This is a genomic window from Bradyrhizobium sp. A5, assembly GCF_042076515.1.
GTDB classification, from domain to species: Bacteria; Pseudomonadota; Alphaproteobacteria; order Rhizobiales; family Xanthobacteraceae; genus Bradyrhizobium; species Bradyrhizobium cosmicum.
The window spans coordinates 4497594-4518102 of sequence record NZ_CP148990.1 but is presented as its reverse complement, the minus strand read 5'-3'; the positions used below and the strand labels follow the sequence as shown (position 1 = coordinate 4518102).

Genomic DNA, 20509 nt, shown 5'->3' with positions numbered 1-20509 from the left:
AGAAGCAAAATGAGCAAGTCTGTATTGCGGGGGCTGCGTGCCGCAGCCCTCACGGGGACGCTTGTCCTCGGATCAGTCCCGGCATTCGCGGCGGAGAACCCGATCAAGCTCGGCGTGCTGGAGGATCAGTCCGGCGACTTCGCCGCGGCCACGATCGGCAAGGTCCACGCCATCCAGCTCGCCGCCGAGGAGATCAACAAGGCGGGTGGCATCATGGGCCGGCCGCTGGAGCTCGTCCCTTACGACACGCAGTCCGACAACACCCGCTACCAGGAGTTCATGCGGCGTGTGCTGCAGCGTGACAAGGTCGACGTGGTGTTCGCGGGCTTCTCCTCGGCCTCGCGCGAGGCGTATCGGCCGATTGTCGATCAGTTCAACGGCTTTGCCTTCTACAACAACCAGTACGAAGGCGGCGTCTGCGACGGCCACATGATCGTAACGGGCGCGGTGCCGGAGCAGCAGTTCTCCACGCTCATTCCCTACATGATGGAGAAGTACGGCAAGAACGTGTACACGCTCGCCGCCGACTACAATTTCGGCCAGATCTCGGCGGAATGGGTGCGCAAGATCGTCAAGGAGAACGGTGGCAAGATGGCCGGCGAGGAGTTCATCCCGCTCGGCGTGTCGCAATTCTCCCAGAGTATCCAGAACATCCAGAAGGCCAAGCCCGACTTCGTGGTCACGCTGCTGGTCGGAACCGCGCAGGCTTCCTATTACGAGCAGGCGGCCTCCGCGAACGTCAACCTGCCGATGGCATCCTCGGTCAACGTCGGCCAGGGCTACGAGCACAAGCGCTTCAAGCCGCCGAGCCTGAAGGACATGTACGTTACCACCAACTACATCGAGGAAATCGACTCGCCGAAGAGCAAGGAGTTCTACGCGAAGTTCAAGGCCAAATTCCCGAGCGAGCCCTATGTGAACCAGGAGGCGGAGAACTCCTATCTCGCGGTCTACCTCTACAAGCAGATGGTCGAGCGGGCGAAGTCGACCAAGCGCGAGGACATCCGCAAGGTGATCGCGTTGGGCGACGTCTGCATGGACGCGCCGGAAGGCAAGGTCTGCATCGACCCGAAGAGCCAGCACATGTCGCACACGATCTATCTCGCCAAGGTCGGTGCCGATCACGCGATCTCCTTCCCGAAGACCTGGGAGGACATCAAGCCGTACTGGCTGGGTGAAGCCGGCTGCGATCTCACCAAGAAAGATCCGATGGCCCAGTACACGCCGTCGAACCCCCCGCCGAAACCCTGACCGGCGGCTGGTCGTCCCGGCGTACCTGCGCGCCGGGGCGATCACGGTTACCCGCGACGGCAACGTCGTCCCTCTCATCGATCTGGTTGATTCATGGACATCGCGACCCACGTCTTTTCGGCACTTTATCAATTCGGTGACGCCTTCGCGTTCCTGGTGCTCTCGGCCTGCGGGCTCGCGGTGATCTTCGGCATGATGGGCGTGATCAATCTGGCCCATGGCGAGTTCATCATGTGCGGTGCCTATGTCACCGCGGCGACCGTGCATGCCGGTTTGCCGCTCCCGCTCGGTATCCTGGCGGGGACGGTCGTGTCTGCGCTGGTCGGCGTGCTGGTCGAACTCGCGGTGATCCGTCATCTCTACGATCGGCCGCTCGACACCATCGTCGCAACCTGGGGGCTCAGCCTGATCGCCACGCAGGGCACGCTGATCATGGTCGGCTCGACCATGGCCGGGGTCGGAACGCCATTCAGCAGTTTTCAGGTCGGCGACTACTCCTATTCGATCTACCGCATCGTGCTGTTTTGCTCCGCGCTCGGCGTGCTCGCCGCGCTCTATGCGCTGTTCAACTGGACTCGCTTCGGCGTGCTGGCGCGCGCCACCATCCAGGTGCCGCACATGGCGGCGGCCCTCGGCGTCGATACGCGCCTGATCTACAGCCTGACCTTCGCCTGCGGCGCGGGGCTCGCCGGCCTTGCCGGTGGCCTCTATGCGCCGACCATGACGCTGGTGCCGACCATGGGCGCGACCTTCATCATGGAGGCGTTCGTCACGGTCGTGATCGGCGGTGCCGACGTTTTCCTCGGCACGGCGCCCGCCGGCGGCCTGCTTGCGATCGTGAAGTCGGGGATGACGTCCTGGCAGGGACAGTTGTTCGGCCAGATCGGCCTGCTGGTTGCGGTCATCATCGTGGTCCGGGTGCTGCCGAGGGGCATCTCCGGCTTCGTGCTGCGCGAACGCACCTGACGGAGTGATGGCGTCGTGACTGCTCTTGTTTCCTTTTTTCGCCGTCTCGAAGGCCCGCAGACCGTCGGTCGCGGTCGGGCCTTCTGGGGCCTCTTTGCCATCGTGCTTGCGATCGCGCTCGCGTATCCGCTGTTCAGCGACGGCTACACGGTCGGCAACACCGTCTACTTCTTTGTCTGGGTGTTCATCGCGCTGAGTCTATGCCTGATCTGGGGCTATGGCGGCTCGCTGTCCTTCGGGCAGACCGCGTTCTTCGGCATCGCCGGCTATGGCTATGGGGTTCTCACCCTCAATTTCGGCTCGGCCTATGGCTTCACGCTGGTCGCGTTTGTGGCTGCGATCGCAATTGCGGCGCTGTTCGCGGTCCTGCTCGGCTATTTCATGTTCTTCGGCCGCATCGCCGGTGTGTTCCTCGGCATCGTCACGCTCGCCGTGACGCTGATGCTGGAGCGCTTCATGGCGCAGACCGCGGGGCCGGAGTGGCACATCGGCAGCGCGCGGCTCAACGGCTTCAACGGCATGAGCGCGATGCCGCCGCTCACCATCCCCTGGCCGGGCGAGCCGATCGTGCTGTTCGCCGATGTCGGGCTCTACTATTTCGTGCTCGGGCTCCTGGTCTTCGTCTATCTGGCCTTGCGCATCCTGATGAACTCGTCGTTCGGCAACGTCATCGTCGCCATCCGCGAGAACCCTGAAAGGGCGGAGATGCTGGGCTACGATATCCGCAAATACCAGCTCATCACCTTCGTCATCGGCGCCGCGCTCGCGGGGATATCGGGCGTGCTCTACACGGCGTGGGGCCAATACATCACGCCGTCGAGCATGGGCATGACGGCGGCGGCGCTGCCGCTGATCTGGGTCGCGGTCGGCGGCCGCAGCGACCTGACCTCGACCGTAGTCGGCACGCTGGTGGTGCTTGCGGCGTTCCAGGCGCTGACGATCTACGGCAGCCAGTACGCGCTCGTTTTCATGGGCGTGCTGCTGGTGCTGACGGTCCTGATCGCCCCGAACGGTCTCGTGCTCGGCGCGATGAACTGGCTCGGGCGGCTCGCAGCGCGCCTCACGCAGAGGGCCGGCTGATGTCGCTGCTCGAGCTGCGCGAACTGAACAAGCATTTTGGCGGCCTGCACGTCACCAACGGCGTGAACCTGACGCTCGAGCCCGGCGAGATCCATTGCCTGATCGGGCCGAACGGTGCCGGCAAGAGCACGCTGTTCCGCCTGATCCTGGGGGAGCATCATCCCGGCAGCGGCGAGATCCTTTTCGCGGGGGAGAACATCACCGCGCTGAAATCCTTTGCGCGGATTCATCGCGGCCTGTCGGTCAAGTTCCAGGTGCCGGGCGTCTTCAAGGGCCTGTCCGTCCGCCAGAACCTCGAGATCGCCCTGCAGATTCAGCATCGCGGCGCTGAGCTCGAGGCCGAGATCAATCGGCTGCTCGGCTTCCTTGGCCTCGAATCCGAGCAGGCGCAGACGGCAGGCAATCTCAGCCACGGCCAGAAGCAATGGCTGGAGATCGGCATGGCGATCAGCCTGAAGCCGCGCCTCTTGCTACTCGACGAGCCGACCGCCGGCATGTCGCCGGAGGAAACCCACATGACCGGCAAAATGGTGCAGCGGCTCAATGCCGGCGGCATGACCGTGCTGGCGATCGAGCACGACATGGCGTTCGTGCGGCAGGTCGCCCAGCGCGTCACCGTGCTGCATCTCGGCCAGGTCTTCGCGCAGGGCTCGATCGACGAGATCGTGGCCGACGAGCGCGTGGCAGCGATCTATCTGGGGCAGGCCCATGCTTGATATGCCGCGCAAGGAAGTGATCCTCTCGACGCTGGGCCTGCGTGCCGGCTATGGCGGCAAGCCGGTGCTCCAGGGCCTCGAGATCGAGGTGCGGGAAGGCGAGATCGTCGCGGTCATCGGGCGCAACGGCGTTGGCAAATCGACGCTGATGAAGAGCCTGATCGGGCTCGTGCCGGCGATGAGTGGCTCGATCGTCTATCGCGGCGAGGCCGTGGAATCGCTGCCGGCGCACAGGCGGGCGCGACTCGGCATGGGCTATGTGCCGCAGGGACGCGACGTATTTCCGCGCCTGACCGTCGGCGAGAACGTCGCGGTCGGTGCCGCGATCAAGGGCGGCGGCATCCCCGAGGCGGGCCGGCGCAAGATCGTCGAGGCCTTTCCCATTCTCGAAGAGCGCTGGCAGCAGCGCGCCGGCACCATGTCCGGAGGCCAGCAGCAGCAGCTGGCGATCGGACGGGTCCTGATAGCCGATCCGAGCCTGATCCTGCTGGACGAGCCATCCGAAGGTATCCAGCCCAACATCGTCCAGGACATCGCGCGCAACATGGTCGAGCTCAACCGCAAGACCGGCGTGACCATCATCCTGGTCGAGCAGAATCTCGACATGATCCGCGCCATGGCGCAGCGCTGCTACGTCATGGACAAGGGCCGCATCGTCGCAAGTCTCGACCGCTCAGCGCTCGACGACGTCGCGGAGATGCGCCGGCACCTCGCGGTCTAGACAGTCCAACCAAGGAGAACAGCAATGGCCTGGCAAAACGAGTCGATCATGGCACGCAAAGGCGTCGCCAAGGGCGCGCGCGGCAAGGAGTATACGATCACGGAAAGCGAGCAGGGCAAGTACCACTATGTGTACGGGCCCTATGTGGATTCTGTGCTGACCGTCGATCCCGGCGCGGTCGTCTCCGCCGAGACCCACGACGCGTTCGAAGGCGCGATCAAGCACGAGACCGACAGCCCGTCGAAAATCCTCAATTTCCCGTTCCTCAATCCGCAGAACGGGCCGATCCACGTCAACGGCGCGGAGAAGGGCGACACGCTCGCGGTCTACATCGAGAGCATCGTGCCGCGTGGGCCGCAGCCGCGCGGCACGACCGTGATCATGCCGGATTTCGGCGGCCTGGTCAGCACGGGGAATACGGCGCTGCTCAATCCCGCACTGCCGGAGCGTGTCAAGAAGCTCGAGATCGACGCCAAGACGGGCACGAAGTGGAGCGATAAGATCACGCTGCCCTATGAGCCCTTCATCGGCACCATCGGCACCTCGCCGGAGATCGAGGCGATCTCATCGCTCGTTCCCGACTATTACGGCGGCAACATGGACCTTCCGGATGTCGGCGTCGGCGCCGTCATCTACCTGCCGGTCAACACCAAGGGCGCGCTGCTCTATCTTGGCGACTGCCACGCCGCGCAGGGTGACGGCGAGCTCTGCGGCGTCGCCATCGAGCATCCGACCGTGACCACGGTGCAGATCGACCTGATCAAGAACTGGACCATCGCCTGGCCGCGGCTTGAGACCAAGGATTTCATCATGACCATCGGTTCGGCGCGGCCGATGGAGGATGCCGCCCGCATCGCCTATCGCGAACTCTGCCGCTGGATGGCGGCCGATTACGGCTTCGATGAGATCGACGCCTATATGCTGCTGACCCAGGCCGGACGGATGCGGGTCGGCAACATGGTGGACCCGAAATATACGCTCGGCGCCTCCATCAAGAAGTCCTATCTCGTTTGAGGCCAGCCGGATCATGTCCACCAAGCACAAGGTCGCAGCCGTCCAGTTCGAGCCGACCATATTCGAGAAGGAGCGCAACATCGCGCGCCTGCTCGAGCTCTGCGAGCAGGCGGCGGCGGCCGGTGCCAGGCTGATCGTCACGCCGGAAATGGGGACGACCGGCTATTGCTGGTTCGACCGTGCCGAGGTCGCTCCCTTCGTCGAGACGATCCCGGGGCCGACCACGAACCGCTTTGCGGCGCTGGCGCGTAGGCACGGCTGTTACATCGTGGTCGGCATGCCGGAGGTCGACGAGGACGGCATCTACTTCAACTCGGCCGTCCTGATCGGGCCCGACGGCATCGTCGGCCGCCACCGCAAGACGCATCCTTATATCTCCGAGCCGAAATGGGCGGCGGCGGGCGATCTGCACAACCAGGTGTTCGAGACGCCGGTCGGGCGGATCGCGCTGCTGATCTGCATGGACATCCATTTCGTCGAGACCGCGCGGCTGATGGCGCTCGGCGGCGCGGACGTCATCTGCCACATCTCGAACTGGCTGGCCGAGCGCACGCCGGCGCCATACTGGATCAGCCGCGCCTTCGAGAACGGCTGCTATGTCATCGAGAGCAATCGATGGGGTCTGGAGCGCACCGTGCAGTTCAGCGGCGGCAGCTGCGTGATCGCGCCGGACGGGCAGGTGACGGCCGTGCTCGACAAGGGCGATGGTGTCCTGATGTCGGAGATCGATCTTGGCGCCGCCCGCGCGCGCCGCATGCTCGGCGAGACGGTGTTCGCACAGCGTCGGCCGGAGCTTTACCCTGAACTGCTCACCGATACGTTCAGCTGGAATCCGCGCGAGTTCTTCGGGCTCTATGGCCATGAGCCGTGGCCGACGGGCAAGACGTCGCAAGTCAGCGTCGCGCAATTCGCACCTCGCGATGACGTCAGCCAAAATCTCGCGGAGATCGCAGCGCTCGCGCGCAAGGCCAGCGACGAGGGCGCGGAGCTTGTGGTCTTTCCGGAGCTCGCGCTGACGGGATTGGCCGATCCCGCGAGATCGGCGCAACCGATCCCGGGGCCGGCGACCGACAGCCTCTGCAGGATTGCAAGCGAGCTCGGTCTCTACCTCGTCTGCGGCCTCGCCGAACGCGACGGCGATCTGCTCTACAACAGCGCCTGCCTCGTCGCGCCCGACGGTGGCATCTCGGTGTATCGCAAGACGCATCTCACGGCCGACGAGCGCAGCTGGGCCACGGCCGGTAACAGTTGGACCGTCGTCGACACGCCGATCGGCCGGATTGGGCTGCTGATCGGTCATGATGCGTCGTTCCCGGAGGCGGGGCGGGTGCTGGCGTTGCGCGGCTGCGATCTCATCGCGTGCCCCGCCGCGATCAAGGGGCGCTTCAGTTCGTCGCATGCCGGCACGCAGGTCGATCAGCCGGCACCGATTCCGACCGGGCCGGATCCGCATCACTGGCATCATTTCCGGGTTCGCGCCGGCGAAAACAACCTGTTCTTCGCCTTCGCCAATGTCGTCGATCCCGAGCGCGGTTATCCCGGGCTGAGCGGGGTGTTCGGCCCCGACACGTTCGCGTTCCCGCGGCGGGAGGCGATCGCGGCCGGCGACACGGGCCTTGCAACCGCGCTGGTCGACACCACCAATCTCGACAGCGTCTATCCGACCAATGTCGTGCGGCGAAAGGATCTGGTGTCGATGCGCATGCCGCACAGCTATCGTGGATTGATCAAGGCGGTCGCGAACAATTACTGAACCGGGAAAAGGAATTCTGCCATGGATCTGGGACTCAAGGACGCCAAGGTTCTCGTCACGGGAAGCACCAAGGGAATCGGCCGCGCGATCGCCGAGACGTTCGCGACCGAAGGCGCCGATGTGGGCGTGTGCTCGCGCAATCTGGACGAGGTTGAGAGCACGGTCGCTGCGCTCAAGGCCAAGGGCGTTGCGGCCTATGGCGGTGCGGTCGATGTCGCCGACGCCGCCGTCCTGAAGGCCTGGGTGGGCGATATGGCCTCGAAGCTCGGCGGCATCGATGTCGTCGTGGCCAATGTCAGCGCGCTCGCGATCGGCCAGGACGAGGAAAGCTGGGAGAAGGAGTTTGCGACCGACATGATGGGCACGGTCCGGCTGGTGAACGCAGCCATGCCCTATCTGGAGAAGAGCGCCGCCGGCGCGATCGTCACCATATCGAGCGTCTCGGGGCGCGAGGTCGATTTCGCCGCCGGTCCCTACGGCACCTTCAAGGCGGCCATCATCCATTACACGCAAGGTCTCGCCAATCAGCTCGCCGGCAAGGGCATTCGCGCCAACTCGGTTTCGCCGGGGAACACCTATTTCGAGGGCGGCGTCTGGAACATGATCAAGGACAACAATCCCGAGCTCTACAAGACCGCCCTGGCACTCAATCCGACGGGGCGAATGGGCACGCCGCAGGAAATGGCCAACGCCGCCGTCTTCCTCGCCAGCCGCGCCGCAAGCTTCATTACGGGGACGAACCTCGTTGTCGACGGCGCCCTGACGCGCGGGGTGCAGTTCTAGCGCGCGAGGCAGATGTCGTTCAGGCCGTGTGCGGGCTGGTCCGCGGGGGCAAGGCCGCCGATGGGAATTTGGCTGCGAAGGCGCTGGTCTTGGGTTGAACGCGCGATCCGTCGATGACCTCGAGCCGGCCGCAGCGGTTCAGCGTGTGCAGCTTTCGGCCGGGCCACAGCGGTCCGGGCTTGAGCGAGTGGCGGACGATCTGCTTGAACGTCGTCGGCGACAGTTCGACAATCTCGGCCAGAGCGAGCGCCGCGCCATATCCGTCGGCGCAGTCCTGCACCGGCCGCCACAATTTGCCGTCCATGGTGACGAAATTCCCCGCCGGCCGTGTGCTCGCGCGGTCGATCATGACCGGGTTGCTGGCATGGGGCGTCCAGGGGCCGAGCAGGTGGTCGGCGTAGTAGATCGCCAGCGCATCCGAATAGCCGCCGGTTCCATCGCGCCAGGCTCCGAACAGATAGTTCAGCCCGTTGTGCCGCGTGATCGTAGCGTCGGCGATCTCGAGGCCGGAGAGCAGCGTCGCGTGCCGCTCCCATTTGTCCGGAAACCGGACGCATTTGTAGAGCGCGACGTCGCCATGGAGCGAGCTCTCCGGGATCATCCACAACTCGCCGTCATCCTCCATCAGAAATGGATAGGAGAGATGCCAGGGCTCCTCCAGCACGGGCACGACGTCGCCGACCGGTCCGGTGTCGCCGAACTCGATCGCCGAGATGATGCCTTTTCCGACCCGGTGATCGAGGTCTTCAAAGAAGACGAATGTTCGCCCCTGCCAGGTGATGGGAAAGGGATCGGCGTAGAAATGGTTTCCGGGATCACCCAGCACGTGCCATGTGGGACCGGAGAGATCGCCGGTCTGCCAGACGCCGTCGCCATCGTTGAAGCGCCATCCGACGTGCCAATGCGGGGCATAGCAGCAGAGGCGATAGATTTCCTTGGCGATCGATACGGCGAGGCCGCGCGCGACATAGGCTGCTGGTCCGCGGCCGTCGCCGCTCCGTGCAGGACGCGCCAGTTGCGGCACGATGCGCGGGCGTCCCGACAGGATTGCCGCCACCATGGTCAGTGTTCGCGCCATGATCGTTTCGAGCCCGCCGCTCAGGCCGGCCGCGATTTCTGCGGAGGGGTGACCGCGATCGAGCACCGCACCGTCGATCTCGTTGACAATCTCGATGACGGGCAGGTCGCCGGCGAGAACGGCGGTGAGTGCGGCATTCTCGCCCGCGGCTCCGTTGAACAACGGGCGTAGATAGAGCCGGGCAGAACAGTTCGGATCGCGTGCGGCGCTCGTGAAGTCGATGACCACGTCGACCGTGCCGGTACGCGCCCGCGTCTGTTCCGGAGTGATCGTCAGCCTGTCGGCTCCGCTGGGCTTGCCCTTGTGCAGCACCAGGCGCTCCAGCCCGAACAGCGCGTCGAGACCTGCGGGCCGCGGCTCGGTGGTCGCCGTCCACGCGATCTGAACCGGAACATCCCGGCCGTCGATCGACAGCGTCTCGCGGTGCATCCACCGCCGCGCATGGTCACATTCGCAGCGAAACTCGATGATCATGTCGAGCCAATCCATTCCAGCGCATCTGGTCAGATAACCTGGCTGAGGATTTGAACGTATTCCTCCACCATCGCGTCGACCGAATAGCGCAACCTCAGGCCTTTGGCGTTGTGTTGCAGTTCGGCGCTCAGTGCCTGGTCGGACAGGAGCCTGGAGACGGCAGCCGCCAGCTTCTTCTGATCTGACGTATCGACAAAGAGGGCCGTGGGCTTTCCTTCGAAGGACAGAACCTCGCGCAGCACGGGAAGATCCGTGACGACGGAGGGAACGCCCGCGTTTGCGGCTTCGACCGCGGCCAGACCAAAGGTCTCGGCCTGCGTCGGAAAGACGAACACGTCGAGGCAGGCGAGAAAGCCGGCGATCTGGCGCGGAGCGATTTCGCCGAGCAGATGCAATCTGTCCGAGACCTTCAGGGAATCCGCGAGCTGCCTCAGCCGCGTCTCGTCGGCCCCTTGGCCAGCCAGCGCGAGATGCCAGGACGGTTCGTCCGGCAACAGCCGTATTGCCGCATCGAGCCGCTTGTGCGGGTGCAGCCTCGCCGCGCAGCCGAGCAGGACGCGGTCCGGCGGCAGATTGAAGTTTTGCCGCGCGTCGTCCTTCGACAAGACGAGCGCCTTGTCCTCGAAGCCGTGCGGCACATGCACCATGCGCGACCGGTAGGCTGCGGGGTAGCGCGAATACTCGCGCTCCATGTCCCGCGAGTTGAGCGTGATGCGGTCGAAGAAGCCGACGCTGCCCATGGCGATGTCGGCGGTGCGGACCGGCCAGCTCATCGCCAGCGCGGATGAAACCTGGTTGGCGACAACCGGCGCGCGGCTGACGAGGCGCGTCATGCCTGCGCCGATGACGTTGCCGAAATGCTGGAATGTCAGGACGGCGTCAGGCCTGATCATCCTGATGTGGCCGCCGAGCCTCCCCAGCATGCGCAGCAGCGACAGCGGATTGCCCGGCCGGCTCGTCGCGCAGTAGAACGTGTCCGGCGGCTCATCGAACGAGTCCGATTTGCGGAAGAAGAACAGGTTGGAGACGCGATGGCCGCGCGCCGAGAGGCCGGCGCCCAGCAGTCTCGAAATCTCCTGCGCACCCGCGTTCTCGGCCTGGGTCTGGACGAGAAGCACGTGCAGCTTTCGCTCGCCGCCGTTCGGCTGCGCAAGCGCTGTCGCGTTCGTCTCGTCCAATTCCTTGTTCGGCTGGTAGTGCAGCACGGATCCCGACCCGCAAAAGAAACGAATTCTTCACCTTCTTAACCCCGTACCTACCATGCGGGTGTCGGTCGGACACCGACAAGCAGCAAACGGAGTTAATGCGAGGCTTGCTGGAGGACATCGTTGGCGCAGGAATTGGTCGGTTCCCGAAGGGTGCGCAGCGAGCGTGTTAACCAACGGCTCTGCGCGCGAGAGGGCGCGTGACAGCGGATGACCCCCGCGCGGACGCCTAGTCGCTGGAGTCCGCCCCACGGACCGCGTAAGTGCCGCGTTTCCAGGCCGAGAGACGCAACAGGACGAGAACCGAAGGGTCGACCCCGGTTCGCTTGCGGCACAGGATGTTGAGGGCGACGGTCGTGAGCGCCAGTGACACGGTGGCCGCGATCGCCGCACCCAGCACGCCGAGCCAGGGAATGAGCACGACAAACCCGACCAATCGCAGCGCGACGTTCGCGGCAACGACCGGGACATAGATGCGTTCATGGCCGGTCAGCTGCAGGATTGCCGCGGATGGCCCGCCCGCCGCCTGGATGGCCGTTCCGATCGCGAGCACGATCAGGACCGAGTGCTGGGCGGTGAAATGCGGCCCGAACAGATTGAGAAGATAGGGGCCGCCAATCCAGATAAGGGCGAGCCCGGCGGCCACGCAGAGCGCGGTCACCTCCGCCATGAGCCTTAAAGTTCGCTCGAATTCCCGGTGGTTCTTGCTGAAGTACAGCGAAGGAAGCCGGCGCGCGCCGAACGTGTACAACGCGGCGGACAGCATGGCGAAGATGTTGGCGAGGCGCGACGCTGCAAAGTAGATACCGGCTGTGGCGGGATCCATCATCCAGTAGACCAGAATGACGTCGAAATACTGGTTTGCGACCTCAAGAATCGACGCGACCCAGAAATGAAACGAGCTCGATCGCCAGCGGGATCTCTCGGAACGCGCGGTCGTACTGCGCAGATCCGGCAGCGCCCGCGCGATCGCGACGATCTGCGCGACAAGGCCCAACGACATGGCGATCGTCATCACCGCGATCAGCTCGGTGGGATCGAGCTGCTTGTGGCCGAACAGCATTGCGAGCAGGAACAAGACCACGATCACCCGCCAGAAGAACTCGCGGTTGCCTTCGCCCATGAGAATGCTGACCAGCGAACGCGCGATCTGGCTGCCAAGCATCAGTCCGGCGCTCACGGCCGTGTAGGCCGAGACCGCGAGGATCAGCAGCCACCAATCGCCCCGGAGATTCGCGACCAGTGCGACTGCGGCGATCGCGATCAGCATCGCGACGCAGGCGATCTTCAAGCTCGAGAGGAGGACGCCTTTGGCGAGGTCAGGCCTGTCTCCGACCTGATACTCATTCAGGAATCGCACCAGCAGCGATTCTTGGCCGACCAGCCCGACGACCGCCGCGATCTGCGCTACTGAAAGCCAGGTCGCAAATATGCCGAATCCGTCCGGCGTCATCGTGCGTGCCGCGAGCGAGAACACCGCAAAGGCGAGTGCGCCGCTGCCAACCTTGAGCAGGATGGTCCCGACGACACCGCGCGTTACGTCGCGCCGCAGAAACTGAACAATGGTGGTGATCATCAGAGATACGCGGCGTCCCGCGAAGATACCGGTTTCAAGTGCGGCGCCAACCTAGCATGGCGGAAAATCGCGAGTGTTAATGCGCGCTCCGTTGAGCCAGTCGCCTGTGGTCGACGAAGGTCGTAAGTTGCTGCGTCACCGTGGAACAGCTGCGCCCCGCTTGTCCCGGATCGATGCTGCATTGACGCGCGATAAGAGGCGGAGCCGGTCGGTGCTGGGCTGTTCGAGCTTCGGAATGGTCCTGAGAGAGGGATTGGCGCTGCCGATCCGACGAGAGAGCGGGATTTCTAGACTGTTCCGAGCAAGGCGCGTGCCGGGACAGGTTTGTCCCGCACTCCATTAACCTCAATCTCTGGAAATGATCGCCTCCGACGCTGCGATACGACATCAGGCGAGAGAATTGCACATGGAACCACAGCTGACCGTGGAGCCCAGACCATGACGACGGATAGAGCCGTGACCAAGCCGGGCGGTATTGCCGGAACCGCGACGATTGTCGCTGATATCGCGATCGTCGGCGGCGGCCTCGCGGGATCTCTTGCCGCTGCGGTGCTTGCACGGGCAGGGCATCGCGTCGCTCTCGTCGACAAGCGCGCGGTGCATCCGGAAGAATTCCGGGTCGAGAAGATCGGCGGCCAGCAGCTGGATATGTTCCGCAAGCTGGGCTTCCTCGACGCGCTCGCGAACGTCGCCTGTCGGTACGATCAGGTGCTCAATATCCGGGAAGGCAAGGTGGTCGATGTCAGCATCGGCCAGGCCTACGGACTTCCCTACGCCAATCTCGTCGCCATGGCGCGTAGCCAGTTACCCGATCGGTCCAGTCTGATCGTCGACGAAGTCACCGCAATCAGCTGCAGCGACGATGTGCAGCATATCGAGCTCGCCTCCGGAAAGCGCCTGGACGCGCGCCTTGTCGTTCTCGCCACCGGCATGGCGAGCGCGCTCGGCTACAAGCTCGGCATCAGGCGGCGCGTGCTGGCCGAACATCACTCCGTTTCATTCGGCTTCACGATCGCCCGCAAGGACGGCGCGCCGTTCGATTTCGAGGCGCTGACCTGTTATGGCGAGCGCACGGGCGATGGGATCGACTATCTCAGCCTGTTTCCCGTGCCATCGGGCATGCGGGCCAATCTCTTCATGTTCCGCGACCCGACCGATCCGATCATGCGCGAGCTGCGCCGCGAACCGGAGGCGACCGTTTTACGCCTGCTGCCGGGACTAAGGCCTTACCTTGGCGACTTCCGCGTGACCGACAAGGTCCAGAACTGGGTGATGGACCTGACCGTGGTGGAAGGACATTTGCAACCCGGAATCGTCCTCATCGGCGATGCGTTCCAGACCAATTGTCCCGCCGCCGGCACGGGCGTCGCCCGCCTGTTGGTGGACGTCGATCGTCTCTGCACCGAATACGCGCCGCGTTGGCTCGCAAGCGCGGGCATGGGCAACGAGAAGATATCGCAGTTCTATTCCGATCCCGACAAGGTCGCGGCAGATGAGCGATCGCTGAAGATGGCGCGCTTTCGCCAGGCCCTGACATCCCGCAGCGATATCGGATGGGATGTCCGGCGCCGTTTCCACTTCCTGCGTCGCAGTCTCACGCACCGCGTCGATCAGATGCATCCGGGCTGGCTGGGACGTGTTCGCGGCGCGCTGCGCGCCTGAATTCGGCGCCCTCTTGCCCGCCGCCGGTCAGCGCGTGGGCGTTGGGGTGCGGGTCGGCAGGAGCCTGAAATCCGATAGCCGCTTGGCCGCCAGCTTGAGCCAGGGAGCCTGTTTCAGCGCGAACAGGCTGATGGCGCCCGCGGTGCTGCCGGCCTGCGTCACCATCCACATCGGCGAGGGCTGCCCACCAAACAATTTCTTGTAGGGCTCGTCGCCAATGGTGAAGTCGAGCATCTGATCGCCGCGCTCTATGCAATCCCTCGCGACCTGCTCGAACATCAGGGATCCCAGGGACTGGCTCTTGTACCCCTCAATATCGAAGGCGCTCATGATGATGAGGAAGCTGCCGCGCTGGCACAGGCCCAGCACGGCCGCGATCACGTTGCCGTCCATCTTCATGGCATAGAGCCGGGCCAACGAGCCGAGGCCGCTGAGCGCGATGCCGGAATAGAAGTCGTAATATTCGGGGCGCTGCAGCAGGTCTCCGTCGCCCTGCGCCTGAAACCGAGGGCCGCGAAACTGCTTCATCGCGTCCATCGCCTCGAGAATGGAGGCGCTGTCGTCACAGCATGAAAAGCTCAGCGCGCCCTTCTTCTGGAGCTGGCGATGCTTCTTTGCGAGCTCTTTCTGATAAGAGCGATCCAGCGTGCTGGCGCGCCATTGTTCGAACGGGGCGACGAGCACGGTCGCATAGGCATTCGTATCCATCGACACCCGGCGCGGTGCGCCCAGGAGACTTTCGATCGGGAGCCGTCCGTCCGGCAGCTTGGTCATGCGGAGCAGGTCGAACGGCCTGACGAGGCGCCGAATTTCTTCGCATGCAGCTTCGTCCTCCAGCAGACTGGAGAACACCTCTGGACTGCAGACCGGCGCCAGATAGTCGGAAACACGCAGATCGGCGAATTCAACGGTGCGAACGGGACCGCGGCGGATGCGGAGCAGGGGCAGCACCATCGCCAGCGCCCCCGTCGCGCGGTGACGAACGACGACGACGAGCTTCTTGGCCCCCGCATGGGAGGCGAGCCTCGCATAGAGGCCGTCCAGCCAGAGCGGATGCTGAAACGCGGTCGCGGCCGAGCTGTCGAACAGCTCCGCGTATTCCGGAGACAGAAAATCGAACGCCTGCTCGATGGCGATATCGAATGTGTTGCTGGGCTTATTCATGAATGACCAGGGAAACGAGATGGCCCGGAAAAGTCGATCGAGCCGGATCCGCGCGGTTATAGCAGGGACGTCGCGGTCGAGACACCGGCAGGCTGCGATTTGGATTAATGCAGCCGAGGCGGGGCGTATCGTTACCAAATTGTTAAATCCCGCGCGCTTCCTCCGGCGCGGGACATCAGGATCGGCACGCGCGGACGAACGATCGGCCGCCCTCGATGGAAGGCCCGATCGGTCCCGCTCAGTCCGGCAGGAGCGCAGGGACCGGGAGTGCAGTGACGGACTTGATCTTCTCCATCGCAAAGCGCGAGGTGACGTTGTTCAGCGGCACGGCGCTGATCAGCTTCTTGTAGAAGAGGTCATAGCTCTGCATGTCCGCGACCACGACGCGGAGCATGTAATCGACGTCGCCGGCCATGCGATAGAACTCCATCACCTCGGGCATGGCGCTGACGGCGCCCGCGAATCGCTTCAACCACGCGTCTGAATGGTCGGAACTTTCCACCGACACGACCACGGAGAGGCCGAGCCCGATCTTGGTCCGCTCGACCAGCGCGACGCGCTTGATGATCACGCCGTCGGCTTCGAGGCGTTGGATGCGCTTCCAGCAGGGCGTGGAGGACAAGCCGACGCGGTCGCCGATCTCGGCGACTGACAGGGAGGCATCGTCCTGAAGGACCATCAGAATCTTGCGGTCTATGGCGTCCAGGCGACGGCTGGTCTCGGGAAGCGGGACGGCGAGGTCGGTCATATCGCTGAGCTTTGTTCCAGTTCGCGGTAGCTAAGAAAGACGGCGCTGCAGTTGCGGCGTGAGATGTCGTTAGCCATGCGACCCAAACAGGAATATCTCGTAGAGATCATCGGCCTTGCCGCCGTGGTTGCGCACGACGGCCCGGCTCACGTGCTCATTCCACGCGCGCGCCCTCCGGAACAACGTGATGAAGCGCGAACGCAGTACAGAGATGTAGACCATGTTCCCTCTCATCCCTCGGGAGGATAGCGCCAGTAAGGCTATCACGCAGCACGCGGCTTTGAACACGGTCGCCCCGTGGCAGCCACAAGTTTGGTAGAAACGCGTCGCGTGCGCGAGGCGGCTTGGAATTGCATTATGAGGTTCCGGACGTGCGTAGACGATTTGACGCGTGGGAGCGGCGCAGAGCACGCGCATCTCGCCCGGCGTCAGTCCGCTGCAAGCAAAGCGAGCACGTCGTCATGCCGCAGGCGAGGCGCCGAAGCAGCGCCGAACAGTCTGCGGCACTCGGACGCCGAAGACAGCACCGGCATGCCCATGCCTCCGACCGCGGCGTATATCAGCGCATGGTTGTTCTGCGTCCTCGCATGCCAACCCGTCATGAGCCCTAGGGCGAACAGGAGTGCCGTGACCAGGATGAGCGGCAGCAGAACAACTTCACTGACGTCGCCCCTGTTGATCGCCCGGGGCATCCGTAGTCCATGGGCCATCTGCGCCAGCCTCATTTCAGATAGTCCGGCAGGGTGAAGCCGTCATAGAACCGATCCGACAGGATCGCCGTCTTGAAGGTCGCGGACTTGTAACCGGCGACGATGTCCTGCGCCCATGGTGCGTTGGCGTTGGCCTGCTTCACGGCAACGACGTTGATGTAGGGCGCCGTCATCTTTTCCAGCGCAAAGGCGTTGGTCAGCTTCAGCCCGCTATAGATCGCGAAATTGCCCTGGACCGCGGCGAAGTCGACGTCCTCCAGCGCCCGCGGGGCCTGCGCCGCCTCCAGCGGAATGATCTTGATGCCGCCGGGATTCCTGATCACGTCGAGCTCGGAGACATCCACCGGCTTGCTGTCGCGGATTTCAACCAGGCCGAGGTCGCGGAGCACCCACAGCGCGCGCTGAAGATTGACGGGATCGTTGGGCACCGCGACGCTCGAACCCGGCTTGATCGGCGTACCCAGCGGATGCTTCTTCGAGTAGAGACCCATCGGCGGAGTCGGGACATGGACGATGCCAACGAGATCGGTCTTCTGCCGCTCGTTGTAGGAGTTGAGGAAGATCGTGTGCTGCATCACATTGGCATCGATCTCCGACTTGAACACCGCGTTGTTGGCCTCGAGGCCTGTCGAAAATTCGACGTAGCGGATGCTGTAGCCCTTCTTCTTGAGCTCGGGTTCGACACCGACCTTGAACTCGTCGATATACGGGCCGGGCACGAACCCGACCTTGAGTTCGGCCTTGGCGGGCTGCTGCGCGAGAGCGCTGCCCGCGACGAGCTGGGAGAGGATCGTGAGGCTCGAGAGGAACGACCAGGCTTTGTTCATTTCAGCGGCTGCTTGCTTTTCTTGACTGTGGCGATCGGCGGGATGGTCGGCTCAGGCGACATCCAGTGCGGTCTGAGCGCGAAACTTGGCGGTTCAGCCGCGCGTAACTAGGACCCCTTCGGGGACCAGATCTTGATCGCGGTGGTGTCCAGCTTCACCGGGATCAGGCCTTCGGCAAGGAATGCGTCCGCGATGCGTTGCTGCTCCGTGAGGCCGGGCCCGGTGACGGAGCCGACCTGATAGGAACGGTGGCTGTTGGCCTCTTCCACCGTCGCCGCATCGATGCCCCAGAGGCTGGCGAGCACGGTGGCGGCGTCCTTGGGGTGCGTCTTGACCCATTTTCCGGTCTCGGAGAGCTTGGCGAAGATCAGGTTGAGGGCATCGCCACGCTTGTCGGCGAACGCGGCGGACGCAAGATAATAGCGCTTGTAGCTCGCAAGGCCGTTGCTGCCGTCTGTCAGGATCCGTCCGCCGGATTGGTGAAGCGCGCTGGTCAGGAACGGATCCCAGGCAACCCACGCATCCACGTTGTTGCTGACGAAGGCGGCCCGGCCGTCTGCCGGTGTCAGATAGGCGGGGGTGATGTCCTTGAAGCTCAGCCCGGACTTTGACAGCGCGGCGAGCAGCAGATAGTGGCTTCCGGCTCCCTTGGTCACCGCGATCTTCTTGCCCTTGAGATCAGCGACGCTCTTGGCCGTCGAGGCCTGCGGAATCACGATTGCTTGCGCGGCCGGCGATGCGGCCTCTTCGGCCACATAGGCCAGCTTGGCGCCGGCGGCCTGCGCAAAGATCGGCACGGTGTCGGCGACGTCGGCGCCGATATCGATACTGCCGATGTTGATGGCCTCCAGCAGCGGCAAGCCGCTGGTGAATTCGTGCCAGGAGATCGTGAGGCCGAGCGGCGCCAGTGCCTTTTCCAGCTCACCATTCGTTTTCAGGATCGCCGTCAGCGTCGAGGATTTCTGATAGCCAATGCGGATTTCCTCGGATGCGGCCGGGGCGGCGGAAGATGCCAAGGCGAGCAAGCTCGCGGCAGCCACGGCGACGGCGCGCAGGTTGGATAGGAGATGAGACATTGCGAGTTTCCTGTTCAACGGGTCCCGTGAGCCACGGCCCAATCGGCGTGTGTCCGGGCGAGGTTCGACATCGGCAATTTGCCGGCAATCGCGCTCTTGTTGCAATTTCGCAGAATGGCGCTGAGCGGAACTAACGTTCTCTCGTGCCGCGCCATTCGAGAATGACGTTCCAACGCAAGCGCAGCGGGAGATTACGGAGACCGAGCGGGAGGGCGTTGATGTCGCGTGCTGCGCGACTGCCCCTGATGGCCACGATGCAATTTTGCCGGTGTTTTGCCCGACGAGTCAAATCTCCGCGGCACCTGCAAGCAGGCTCGTTAGCAGCTTCTATCGCGTGACCGAAGGGATGCTTCAGCTCCTGCGCCGGCAAGCCAATTCAAGCATACCTCGTCGCAACTTAAGCCGCGCCACCGCCGGCAACGGCCGACGGCGGTTCTACTGTGCATGGGGTTGTTTCTTCAAAAAATTGCTTGGCGCGTTGGCCTGAGGGTGCCGGCGGCGGCGCTAGAAGCCCGCCGCTAGGCCGAGACGCCCGATGCCGGGAAGCTTGAGCGCCGGCCGCCGGATGTCCACGCCAAGCACCGCGCCGAAGAAGTTGACCTCGATGCCTTCGATCCAGCCGACCGTCATGCCGAGGTAACCCGAAAGCGAGGCGTAGAGGCCGGTGCCGGACGGCGTGATGCCGGCCCAGCGTCCGCTATAGGGATAATCCTTGCCGACCGCCGTCGGAGGAAGGACACCACGGAGCGCGGGAACGGCGTCCAGCATCGCCTGCACGAAGGTGTTGGAATTCGGCCCCGGCCAGGCGCTGTAATCGCCATAAGCGCGGAACCTGTAGGTCTCGACGACGTGACGGATCTTGGGAATCAGCTCTTCGGCGAGTGCGCCGTCGACCGCCACGACGGTTTCAGGGATGGCGCCGAACCAGCGGCCGTCGGGCGCAAATCCGTTGCTGCGGATCGGGTCACCCCACGCCGTATAATCATATCGGTTGTAGGTCGCGGCGCCCTTCTGCTTGACGACGATCCAGGTGTGGACGGCGAAAATGCCGCGCCAGCGCACCGTGCGTGCGGCAAAGACCCGGATCAGCGCCTCTGGATTGGCGGATGCGGGCGGCAGCAGGCCGGCGCTCGAGCGATCCGCCGTCTGCCAATTGCCGCGGCCATCGCCGAATACAAAATAGCGGCCGGCCGACAGTCCTATCGGCAGGAAGATCAGCAGCAGGAAGAGAATCAAGGCTTTCCTCAAGGGCGAACGGCTGTCAGGCAGGACGACACCGTCAAATATAGTTCGACCGGACCGCCGTACCAGCGCTTGCATTCGAGCGGCCCGGCTATATCTCATTGCACATGATGAAACTGTCCCTCGTCGAAGATCAGGCCATCCAGGCGCGAATCGCGTCCATCGCGGGCGCGGAGACGTTCGATCGCCTCTTCGCCGGAATCCGATTCGACGAAATCGACGGCAATCTGCTGTTTGCCATCGCCAGGGACGAAGACTGCGCCAGCGAGATCGAAGACGAATTCTCGCATCACCTCGCCGTGGTCGCGACGCAAATCCTCAAGCAGAGTGTCGATGTGGTTGTGGTCCTGCCAAAGGTCCTGCAATAGCCCCCGACAGGGGCCGTTTTCCAAGAAGCGCTTTTACGCTTGCGTCTCCGCTTTCCAATGCCATCGCGAAATTGTAATGACGTCCCTGGGCCTCG

20 protein-coding genes are annotated in these 20509 nt (G+C 63.9%); 9 read left to right on the top strand and 11 right to left on the bottom strand.

Going from position 1 to position 20509, the window contains the following annotated elements:
* Nucleotides 1-9: 9 nt before the first annotated feature.
* The 8 genes from WHZ77_RS21775 (at nucleotide 10) to WHZ77_RS21740 (ending at nucleotide 8284) form a co-directional block, all read left to right on the top strand.
* A complete protein-coding gene (locus WHZ77_RS21775) occupies nucleotides 10-1251 on the top strand; it encodes an urea ABC transporter substrate-binding protein (protein ID WP_375309813.1) in 1242 nt (413 codons plus the stop codon).
* Nucleotides 1252-1344: 93 nt separating this feature from the next.
* Nucleotides 1345-2217 (top strand): branched-chain amino acid ABC transporter permease, encoded by an 873-nt coding sequence (locus tag WHZ77_RS21770; RefSeq protein ID WP_375309812.1) that lies wholly within the window; start codon nucleotides 1345-1347, stop codon nucleotides 2215-2217.
* Nucleotides 2218-2232: 15 nt separating this feature from the next.
* Nucleotides 2233-3297 (top strand): branched-chain amino acid ABC transporter permease, encoded by a 1065-nt coding sequence (locus WHZ77_RS21765; protein WP_143844388.1) that lies wholly within the window; start codon nucleotides 2233-2235, stop codon nucleotides 3295-3297.
* Nucleotides 3297-4013, top strand: coding sequence for an ABC transporter ATP-binding protein (locus WHZ77_RS21760; RefSeq protein WP_339038664.1), 717 nt, complete (start codon nucleotides 3297-3299; stop codon nucleotides 4011-4013). The genes WHZ77_RS21765 and WHZ77_RS21760 overlap by 1 nt, the downstream gene beginning before the upstream one ends.
* 1 nt (nucleotide 4014) lies before the next feature.
* Nucleotides 4015-4734 carry an ABC transporter ATP-binding protein gene (locus tag WHZ77_RS21755; protein WP_339039545.1) on the top strand — a complete coding sequence of 240 codons (720 nt, stop codon included), beginning with the start codon at nucleotides 4015-4017 and terminating at the stop codon, nucleotides 4732-4734.
* Nucleotides 4735-4758: 24 nt separating this feature from the next.
* Nucleotides 4759-5748, top strand: a complete 990-nt coding sequence (locus WHZ77_RS21750; protein WP_375309811.1) for an acetamidase/formamidase family protein — start codon at nucleotides 4759-4761, stop codon at nucleotides 5746-5748.
* Between the two features lie 13 nt (nucleotides 5749-5761).
* The gene (locus WHZ77_RS21745; protein WP_375309810.1) at nucleotides 5762-7501 is read left to right on the top strand and encodes a nitrilase-related carbon-nitrogen hydrolase; all 1740 of its coding nucleotides are present in this window, start codon (nucleotides 5762-5764) and stop codon (nucleotides 7499-7501) included.
* Between the two features lie 21 nt (nucleotides 7502-7522).
* On the top strand, nucleotides 7523-8284 hold the full coding sequence (locus WHZ77_RS21740; RefSeq protein WP_375309809.1) for an SDR family NAD(P)-dependent oxidoreductase: 762 nt from the start codon (nucleotides 7523-7525) through the stop codon (nucleotides 8282-8284).
* Between the two features lie 19 nt (nucleotides 8285-8303).
* Here the strand turns inward: WHZ77_RS21740 and WHZ77_RS21735 are convergent, their stop codons facing one another.
* From WHZ77_RS21735 to WHZ77_RS21725, 3 genes are all read right to left on the bottom strand, one after another.
* Nucleotides 8304-9836: a hypothetical protein gene (locus tag WHZ77_RS21735; protein WP_375314786.1), complete on the bottom strand. Its 1533-nt coding sequence runs from the start codon at nucleotides 9834-9836 to the stop codon at nucleotides 8304-8306.
* 29 nt (nucleotides 9837-9865) lie between these two features.
* A complete protein-coding gene (locus WHZ77_RS21730) occupies nucleotides 9866-11041 on the bottom strand; it encodes a glycosyltransferase family 4 protein (protein WP_375309808.1) in 1176 nt (391 codons plus the stop codon).
* A 229-nt stretch (nucleotides 11042-11270) separates the two neighbouring features.
* Nucleotides 11271-12617 carry a lipopolysaccharide biosynthesis protein gene (locus tag WHZ77_RS21725; RefSeq protein WP_375309807.1) on the bottom strand — a complete coding sequence of 449 codons (1347 nt, stop codon included), beginning with the start codon at nucleotides 12615-12617 and terminating at the stop codon, nucleotides 11271-11273.
* 438 nt (nucleotides 12618-13055) lie between these two features.
* Between WHZ77_RS21725 and WHZ77_RS21720 the strand changes: the two genes are divergently transcribed.
* A complete protein-coding gene (locus WHZ77_RS21720) occupies nucleotides 13056-14279 on the top strand; it encodes an FAD-dependent oxidoreductase (RefSeq protein ID WP_375309806.1) in 1224 nt (407 codons plus the stop codon).
* A 27-nt stretch (nucleotides 14280-14306) separates the two neighbouring features.
* Here the strand turns inward: WHZ77_RS21720 and WHZ77_RS21715 are convergent, their stop codons facing one another.
* The 8 genes from WHZ77_RS21715 to WHZ77_RS21680 all read right to left on the bottom strand — a co-directional run bounded on the left by WHZ77_RS21715 (nucleotide 14307) and on the right by WHZ77_RS21680 (nucleotide 20438).
* Complete coding sequence (locus tag WHZ77_RS21715) at nucleotides 14307-15443, bottom strand: GNAT family N-acetyltransferase (protein ID WP_375309805.1); 1137 nt, start codon at nucleotides 15441-15443, stop codon at nucleotides 14307-14309.
* A gap of 238 nt (nucleotides 15444-15681) precedes the next feature.
* Entirely contained in the window at nucleotides 15682-16191 is a 510-nt protein-coding gene (locus WHZ77_RS21710; protein WP_375309804.1) for an Lrp/AsnC family transcriptional regulator, read from the bottom strand.
* A gap of 69 nt (nucleotides 16192-16260) precedes the next feature.
* On the bottom strand, nucleotides 16261-16413 hold the full coding sequence (locus WHZ77_RS21705; RefSeq protein ID WP_375309803.1) for a hypothetical protein: 153 nt from the start codon (nucleotides 16411-16413) through the stop codon (nucleotides 16261-16263).
* A gap of 206 nt (nucleotides 16414-16619) precedes the next feature.
* Nucleotides 16620-16916, bottom strand: a complete 297-nt coding sequence (locus WHZ77_RS21700) for a hypothetical protein (protein WP_375309802.1) — start codon at nucleotides 16914-16916, stop codon at nucleotides 16620-16622.
* Nucleotides 16913-17728 carry a MetQ/NlpA family ABC transporter substrate-binding protein gene (locus tag WHZ77_RS21695; RefSeq protein WP_375309801.1) on the bottom strand — a complete coding sequence of 272 codons (816 nt, stop codon included), beginning with the start codon at nucleotides 17726-17728 and terminating at the stop codon, nucleotides 16913-16915. Before WHZ77_RS21695 ends, WHZ77_RS21700 begins: the two co-directional genes overlap by 4 nt.
* A 107-nt stretch (nucleotides 17729-17835) precedes the next feature.
* On the bottom strand, nucleotides 17836-18804 hold the full coding sequence (locus tag WHZ77_RS21690) for an aliphatic sulfonate ABC transporter substrate-binding protein (protein WP_375309800.1): 969 nt from the start codon (nucleotides 18802-18804) through the stop codon (nucleotides 17836-17838).
* A 504-nt stretch (nucleotides 18805-19308) separates the two neighbouring features.
* Complete coding sequence (locus WHZ77_RS21685; protein ID WP_375309799.1) at nucleotides 19309-20040, bottom strand: DUF3750 domain-containing protein; 732 nt, start codon at nucleotides 20038-20040, stop codon at nucleotides 19309-19311.
* A 104-nt stretch (nucleotides 20041-20144) separates the two neighbouring features.
* A complete protein-coding gene (locus WHZ77_RS21680; RefSeq protein ID WP_375309798.1) occupies nucleotides 20145-20438 on the bottom strand; it encodes a hypothetical protein in 294 nt (97 codons plus the stop codon).
* Nucleotides 20439-20509: the final 71 nt, after the last annotated feature.